The 6,763-nt window shown below is 64.6% G+C and carries 8 protein-coding genes; 3 read left to right on the top strand and 5 right to left on the bottom strand.

The features are described 5' to 3' along the window. Window positions 1–163: 163 nt before the first annotated feature. On the bottom strand, window positions 164–787 hold the full coding sequence (locus tag ACFOKJ_RS07275; protein WP_390277952.1) for a cysteine hydrolase family protein: 624 nt from the start codon (window positions 785–787) through the stop codon (window positions 164–166). A gap of 118 nt (window positions 788–905) precedes the next feature. On the opposite strand from ACFOKJ_RS07275, the gene ACFOKJ_RS07270 reads away from it, so the two are divergent. Continuing rightward, complete coding sequence (locus tag ACFOKJ_RS07270; protein WP_390277949.1) at window positions 906–1,865, top strand: GlxA family transcriptional regulator; 960 nt, start codon at window positions 906–908, stop codon at window positions 1,863–1,865. Between the two features lie 96 nt (window positions 1,866–1,961). Continuing rightward, a complete protein-coding gene (locus tag ACFOKJ_RS07265; protein WP_390277947.1) occupies window positions 1,962–2,282 on the top strand; it encodes a hypothetical protein in 321 nt (106 codons plus the stop codon). A 66-nt stretch (window positions 2,283–2,348) separates the two neighbouring features. Here ACFOKJ_RS07265 and ACFOKJ_RS07260 read toward each other — a convergent pair whose 3' ends face one another. Together ACFOKJ_RS07260 and ACFOKJ_RS07255 are read right to left on the bottom strand one after the other, a co-directional pair. Further along, window positions 2,349–2,939, bottom strand: coding sequence for a hypothetical protein (locus ACFOKJ_RS07260; protein ID WP_390277945.1), 591 nt, complete (start codon window positions 2,937–2,939; stop codon window positions 2,349–2,351). Between the two features lie 70 nt (window positions 2,940–3,009). Further along, the gene (locus ACFOKJ_RS07255; RefSeq protein WP_390277943.1) at window positions 3,010–4,041 is read right to left on the bottom strand and encodes a histone deacetylase family protein; all 1,032 of its coding nucleotides are present in this window, start codon (window positions 4,039–4,041) and stop codon (window positions 3,010–3,012) included. 114 nt (window positions 4,042–4,155) lie between these two features. Here ACFOKJ_RS07255 and ACFOKJ_RS07250 point away from each other — a divergent pair, with 114 nt between their 5' ends. Further along, window positions 4,156–4,641, top strand: coding sequence for an Lrp/AsnC family transcriptional regulator (locus ACFOKJ_RS07250; protein ID WP_390277940.1), 486 nt, complete (start codon window positions 4,156–4,158; stop codon window positions 4,639–4,641). Between the two features lie 141 nt (window positions 4,642–4,782). On the opposite strand, the gene ACFOKJ_RS07245 is transcribed toward ACFOKJ_RS07250, so the two are convergent. Both ACFOKJ_RS07245 and lysA read right to left on the bottom strand, forming a co-directional pair. Further along, window positions 4,783–5,211, bottom strand: a complete 429-nt coding sequence (locus ACFOKJ_RS07245) for an Hsp20/alpha crystallin family protein (protein WP_390277938.1) — start codon at window positions 5,209–5,211, stop codon at window positions 4,783–4,785. Between the two features lie 270 nt (window positions 5,212–5,481). Then, window positions 5,482–6,720 (bottom strand): diaminopimelate decarboxylase, encoded by a 1,239-nt coding sequence (gene lysA, locus ACFOKJ_RS07240; protein ID WP_390277937.1) that lies wholly within the window; start codon window positions 6,718–6,720, stop codon window positions 5,482–5,484. Window positions 6,721–6,763: the final 43 nt, after the last annotated feature.

Here is a 6,763-nt window from a genome sequence, read left to right as displayed (position 1 = left end):
CCCGCAAGATACTGCGCATCGCATTTGCTGTCTGGAATTCGGGCGTCCCTTACGACCCCAAGCTTGTCGGCAAGGCTTGTGCTCCAACATAGAATCTACGGTGTTGCATGAAAAAAACCGCCAATTTGGCGGTTTTTTTTTTGCGGCCAACGCTGGTAGTGGCTTACTGCGCCACCGCCTGCAGATGCGAGCCCAGCACGCCTTCGCTGGCGGCTAGCGGCTGGCCGGCCTGCACGGCGGCGATCCAGTCGTCGGTACTGGCCACCGCGGCAAAGCCGGTCTGCATCACCACCGTGAACACGCGGTGGATTTCCTCGGCGCTGGCACTGCCGGCGCGGTTGCGGTAGGGCAGCGAGCCGCTGGCGTCGTTCAGCAGCTCCACCTGCCAGCCGTCGTGGCTGGCGTGCAGCACGGTGGCGGCATCGCAGTTGTGGGTCATGTAGCCGACGATGCTCAGGGTGTCGATGTCGCGCGAGCGCAGCCAGTCGGCAAGATCGGTGCCGGTAAAGCAACTGGCCAGCTGCTTGCTGATCAAGTGGTCGCGCGGGCGCTCGGCAATACTGGGGTGCAGCGCGGCGCCGTGGCTGCCTTCGGCGAAGATCGGCGTGCCTGGCGGGGTGATGTGCTGCACCACCACCACCGGAATGCCGGCGGCGCTGGCCGCATCCATGGCGCGGCCAACGTTGGGCAGGGTGATGGCCGGGTCCGGGTAGCTGATGCCCAGCTTGCCGCTGAAGTATTCGTTCTGTACGTCGATGACGATCAATGCGCGTTTCGGGCTGCTCATGCTGTTCTCCTGGTGTTGGCTGGCGATGAGGCAGTGTGCCGCCGGCGGCTGGCGGCCACGAGTGGCCCGGATGACAATTTACGTTAAGATCAGGCCATCGTAGCGGGAGGCAAAGCCCATGTCCGAGATTCGCGTTGCCGTGGTGGCGTTCGATCAGATCAGCCCGTTCCACCTGTCGGTGCCCTGCGTGGTGTTCGGCGAGAACCAGCTGCAAGCGCCGGCTTACCGCCTGCAGGTCTGCGCCGCCGAGCCGGGGGCGCTGGCTACCTCCGCTGGCTTCGGCCTGACGCTGGCGGCCGGGCTGGGAGCGCTGCAGCAGGCCGAGGTGGTGATCGTGCCCAGCTGGCGCGACCCGGCGGAGATCGCGCCGGCACCACTGTTGGCTGCATTACGGGCGGCGCATGCACGCGGCGCGCGCATCGTCGGGCTGTGCCTGGGGGCATATGTGCTGGCGCAAGCCGGGCTGCTGGATGGCCGCCGCGCCACCACGCACTGGGCCTATGCCGATGACTTTTCCCTCCGCTTTCCGGCGGTGACCGTGGATGCCGATGTGCTGTACCTGGACGACGGCCCGCTGCTGACTTCGGCCGGTACCGCCGCCGGGCTGGATTGCTGCCTGCACCTGCTGCGCCAGCTCAGCGGCGCTGAGGCGGCCAACAGCGTGGCACGGCGGCTGGTGACGCCACCGCATCGCCAGGGCGGGCAGGCGCAGTACATCGAGCAGCCGCTGCCTGCCAGCGCACGCGACGGGCGACTGTCCGGCCTGCTGGACTGGGTGCGTGCCAACCTGGATCAAGCGCACAGCCTGGACAGCCTGGCGGCGCGGGCGCTGATGAGCCGGCGCACCTTCACCCGCCACTTCCGCCAGCTCACCGGCAGTACGGTGCAGGGCTGGCTGCTGGCGCAGCGCCTGGCGCTTACCCAGCGGTTGCTGGAAACCAGCGCGCTGTCTGTGGAAAGCATCGCGCAGCAGGCGGGCTTCGGCTCGCCAGCCTCGCTGCGGCTGCACTTTCGCAAGGCGTTCGGCGTAGCGCCCAGCGAGTGGCGGCAGACGTTTGCCGGAACATATCCTCGATAGTCGGATTGCGTCATGCTGCTGTCGGCGGCGCTGTATGCTTGCTGCTGTCATGTGCTTAGCCGTAAACATTGTCAACTAAACCGAGGGGAAAACACGATGACGAAGCGTGCCATAGAGGGGTTTGCCGGTAGTTGGCACTGTGCCGATGGGTTTTCGGACGTTGTCATTGAAGTTGACGGGTACGAAGGCCACGTCTTGGTCCGTGTCCGGGATGAGTCAGATCAGGAGGAAGCAGAAATTTATGATCTGCTGTTTGCAGATGGCAAATTATCGTTTGCCGCCCACTGGCCATCAAATGGGCGTTTCATCAAATACCGCATGTTGCTGACTGCAAGTGACAGAGCGGATGTCACTTACACCTATAGCGGTCAGGAAACTTGGCTCAAGCAGCCGCCTAGTAGCCCGGATAAGCCGTAGGCGCATCCGGGGGAGTGCAGGGTGTTCGTTGCCGGAATTCAGGCCGTAGTCGCCAGCCGGCCCTGATCAGGCCTGCACCACAATCGCCTCGCCATTCAGGCTGAACGCCAACCCCTGCGGGCCGAACTGCATGCAGGTGTCGCTGCGCAGGCTGGCCATCAGTGCGCGGTAATATTCGAACACCGCCATGCGCTCGCTGTCGGTTCTGGCTGCTTGCCAGGCTGCCACATACGGGCCGGCGGCATCCATTGCCGGCACCAGGCTGGCCAGGGCGTTGACGTTGTGGATGGCCAGCGTCAGCTTGTCGTCACTATTGATCAGCTGTTCGATGGCGGCGGCATCCGGACGTTGGCCGCGTACGCTGATGTAGCCGGTGTTGGGGTCGCTTTCCACCAGCTCGAACGGCGGGCTGGCGCTGATGCCGGCGGCAGCCAGCTTGTGCTGCAGCAGGGCCTGGGCATTGGCCGCCAGGCGGCCAACGTTTTGCCATGTCGGCAGCAGCAGTGCGGTGTCCTGTTCGCGCAACAGGCCGCTGCTGGCTGGCGGGGTGGTTGTGGGGGTGGCAACGGCAAATGGCTGGCCGTTGCCGGTAGTTTTTGCCTGCGGCTTGCCGCTGATGGCGGTGGCGGCGGCAGATGACTGGCTGCTGATCTGCATTATCAGTTTCTCCCTTGGGTGGAGGCTGCAGATAATGCAAACCGCATGCCAGTAGCGGTCGGCAGCTGGCTTACGCCGCCTCAAACCCTTGCAGCACGTTTACCGCGTTGACGCCGATGTCGTCCACCATGTAGCCGCCTTCCAGCACGAACAGCACCGGCATGCCGAGGCGCGCCAGCATCTGGCCGATGCGCAGGTAGTCGTCGTTTTCCAGGCGGAAGCTGCTGATCGGGTCGTCCTTGAAGGTATCCACCCCCAGCGATACCACCAGCACGTCCGGTGCGTAGCCGGCAATGTGCTGGCAGGCCTTTTGCAGTGCGGCGCCGTAGCCCTGCCAGTCAGTGCCGTGCGGCAGCGGCAGGTTGAGGTTGTAGCCGAAGCCGTTGCCGGCGCCCAGTTCGTCGCGGTGGCCGCTGAAATACGGGTAGCTGTTCTTCGGATCGCCATGCAGCGACAGGAACAGTACGTCGTCGCGCTGGTAGAAGATGCTCTGCGTGCCGTTGCCGTGGTGGTAGTCCACGTCTAGTACGGCTACCCGTTTGGCGCCATGGCTGCGGGCATATTGCGCGGCGATGGCGGCATTGTTCAGGTAGCAATATCCGCCCATGTACTCGTGCGCGGCGTGGTGGCCGGGCGGGCGGCACAGCGCAAACGCCGCATGTTGGCCGCCGCGCTGGATGGCCTCCATGCCGCTCAGCGCCAGGTCGGCGCTGGTTTTTACTGCCTGCCAGGTGCCGGCGGTGATCGCCACGCCGGCATCCATGGCATAGAAGCCCAGCTTGCCGTCGATGAATTCCGGCTCCAGGTCGCTGCGCAGGTCGCGCACCGGCCATACCAGTGGCAGCGCGTGGTGGTCGCGGCCGCTGGCGCGCCATTCTTCCCAGGCGGTCTGCAAAAAGCTGAGGTAGCGCAGGCTGTGGGCGCCGGCATAGTGTTCAACGCCAAACTGCTGCGGTGGCAGTACCTCGCCCAGCTGCTGCTGCAGCACGCGGTTCAGCACGGTATCGGCACGGCTGGGCATCTCGAAGCAGGGCATCAGCACGCCGTCCTTGAGTTCGGAGCCGTGGTGCAGGCGGTGGGTGTCACTGTAGAAGGTAAGCATGGGCAGCTCTCGGTAGCGGGATGAGCCAGTATCGGCTGCCGGCGCGGAAATAGCTTTGCCATTTTTCGCGTGTAATGGCTACTATCAGTAAAAGTTTGCTACAGGGCTTGCATTGTGAGCGAAAAATTTTCAGATAAGGCGCTGGATGCCACCGATCTCACCATCCTGCGGCTGTTGCAGCAAGACGGCGCACTGTCCAGCAGCGCACTGGCGGAGCAGCTGTCGCTGAGCGTGACGCCGTGCTGGCGGCGGCTGAAGCGGCTGGAGGAGGCTGGCTATATCACCGGCTACCAGGCCAATCTCGACCGTCGCAAGCTGGGGCTGGATGTGCTGGCCTTCGTGCAGGTGAGCTTTGGCGTGCACGGCGGCGAGCTGCCCAATCGCTTCGAGGTGGCAATGCAGGCCGAGCCGCGGGTACTGAGCTGCCACAAGATCACCGGCAATGCCGACTACCTGCTGCAGGTGGTGGCGCGCTCGCTGGACGACTACAGCCAGTTCGTCGAGGACGTGCTACGGCAGATGCCGGGGGTGTCTGCGATTCATTCCAGCCTGGCGCTGCGCGAAATCAAGGCTGGCAGCCGGCTGCCGCTGGCGCCGTAAAGCTGGTGCTTGCCTTTGCCGTGTGGCAATGCCTCTCCGGGAGATTCCTGTGGCGCGTAGCCGAGCGCGTGCATGCCGCGCTTGCTCGGCAGCGCCAGCCCGGCCGCTAAGGTCCGACAGGGCTGGCGCTGGGGATTGTGCTCAGTCTACCTGCAGGCGCTTGCCGCCGGCGCTGCCACGGCGCTTGGGCAGGGTCAGGGTCAGCACGCCGTTTTCGTACTTGGCGCTGGCCTGTTCACGGTCGATGTCGGCCGGCAGCTGGAAGCTGCGTGACACCATGCCGTAGAAGCGTTCACTACGCAGATTGCGCTCGTCCTTGTTCTGGCTGTCGAACTGTTTCACTTCCGCCTTGATGGTGACCTGCGAGCCGTCGATTTCCACGTGGATATCGTCCTTGGCCACGCCTGGCACCTCAGCCAGCACGGTATAGCCGGTATCGGATTCATTCACGTCCAGCTTGATCTGCGACGGCAGGGTATCGCCGTGCAGCGGCTTGATGAAAAAACCGGGGCTGGTGAAATCGCGGAACAGTTCATCGAACAGGCCGTTACGGGAGGGCAGAATGTTCATGGCTTCTCCTTGCATATCAGTGGCTTGAAGCGGCGGCAGGGCCGTCTGCCATGGATATAGTGCTGACGGCACGGCTTCTCAAGGAGAGGATGGGGAATGATTTGATTTGCGGCAAAGGCGGACACGGTAGGGCGGATGCCCGCAGGGCGATCCGCCGGGTGCGGTGAACTTTATTCGGCGGGACGCCCGATGGAACAGGGCTTCCGCCCTACGCATGGGCAGAAAAAAAGCCACGCTGCAGCGTGGCCTTGGCCATGGGAACAGGGGGGCTTACTGCAGCTCCAGCGCCAGCAGTTCTTCCACCGTCTGGCGACGGCGGATCAGGCGGTCGCTGTCGCCGTCCACCAGCACCTCGGCGATCAGCGGGCGGGTGTTGTAGTTGCTGGACATCGATGCGCCATAGGCGCCGGTGTCGTGGAATACCAGCAGGTCGCCCACGCGTGCCGCCGGCAGCGGGCGCGGCAGTACCACGCCGCCGTCGCCCTGGGTGAATACATCGCCGGATTCGCACAGCGGGCCGGCTACCACGCAATCCTTTTCCGCCTGCGGCACGCCGTCGTGCGGCACCACGCTGATGTGGTGGTAGCTGCCGTACATCGACGGGCGCATCAGTTCGTTGAAGCCGGCATCCACCAGCACGAAATGGTTGCGGCCAACGTCCTTGGTGGCGCGCACCTCGGCCAGCAGGTTGCCGGATTCGGCCACCAGGTAGCGGCCTGGCTCGATTTCCAGCGCCAGCGGGTGGCCGATCACTGCCGCGGCTTGCTGCCGTGCGGCATCCCACAGGCCGAAGTAGTGGTTGGTGTCCACGCTGGCATCGCCGTCGCGGTAGGGAATCGACAGCCCGCCGCCAGCGGAGATGGCGTGCAGGTCGTGGCCGGCCTTCTGCACCAGCCGCACCAGGTCCACCATGGCGCCGCACACTTCCTGCAGGTGGCTGTAATCCACGCCGGAGCCGATGTGCATGTGCAGGCCCACCAGTTGCAGGCCGTGCTGGCGAATCACCGCCAGCGCCGCCGGCAGGTCGCTGTGCCAGATACCGTGCTTGCTGTGCTCGCCGCCGGTATTGGTCTTGTTGCTGTGGCCGTGGCCAAAACCGGGGTTGATGCGCAGCCACACGCGGTGGCCGGGCGAGGCTGCGCCCAGCTGGTGCAGCATGTCGATGGAGCCAGCGTTTACCGGAATGTGGTGTTCAACCACCAGCTCCAGGGTGGGGCGGTCGATCAGATCGGCGGTGAACACGATGCCGGACGGCTCGCCGGATGCATCGTAGCCGGCGGCCAGCGCACGCAGGATCTCGCCGCGCGACACGGCATCCACCTTCACTCCTTGTTCGCGCATCAGCTGCAGGATGTGCACATTGCTGCACGCCTTCTGCGCAAAGCGGATGGTGTCGAACTGGCGCAGCGCGGCGATGCGCTCGCGGATTACCGCGGCATCGTAAGTCCACAACGGGGTGCCGTAGTGCTGGGCCAGTGCGGCGAGGCGGGTGGTGTCTGGGGTCTGCATGCTATGTCCTGATTAGCTGGTTATTGCCCTGCATCATGCGCGC

Source organism: Vogesella amnigena (genome assembly GCF_042648905.1).
GTDB classification, from domain to species: Bacteria; Pseudomonadota; Gammaproteobacteria; order Burkholderiales; family Chromobacteriaceae; genus Vogesella; species Vogesella amnigena.
This window is presented reverse-complemented; position numbering and strand designations above follow the sequence as displayed.

Bases quoted from the DNA above. Each gene is read 5' to 3' on its own strand.
- ACFOKJ_RS07275 (WP_390277952.1), bottom strand. From the start codon at position 787: ATGAGCAGCCCGAAACGCGCATTGATCGTCATCGACGTACAGAACGAA.
- ACFOKJ_RS07270 (WP_390277949.1), top strand. From the start codon at position 906: ATGTCCGAGATTCGCGTTGCCGTGGTGGCGTTCGATCAGATCAGCCCG.
- ACFOKJ_RS07265 (WP_390277947.1), top strand. From the start codon at position 1,962: ATGACGAAGCGTGCCATAGAGGGGTTTGCCGGTAGTTGGCACTGTGCC.
- ACFOKJ_RS07260 (WP_390277945.1), bottom strand. From the start codon at position 2,939: ATGCAGATCAGCAGCCAGTCATCTGCCGCCGCCACCGCCATCAGCGGC.
- ACFOKJ_RS07255 (WP_390277943.1), bottom strand. From the start codon at position 4,041: ATGCTTACCTTCTACAGTGACACCCACCGCCTGCACCACGGCTCCGAA.
- ACFOKJ_RS07245 (WP_390277938.1), bottom strand. From the start codon at position 5,211: ATGAACATTCTGCCCTCCCGTAACGGCCTGTTCGATGAACTGTTCCGC.
- lysA (WP_390277937.1), bottom strand. From the start codon at position 6,720: ATGCAGACCCCAGACACCACCCGCCTCGCCGCACTGGCCCAGCACTAC.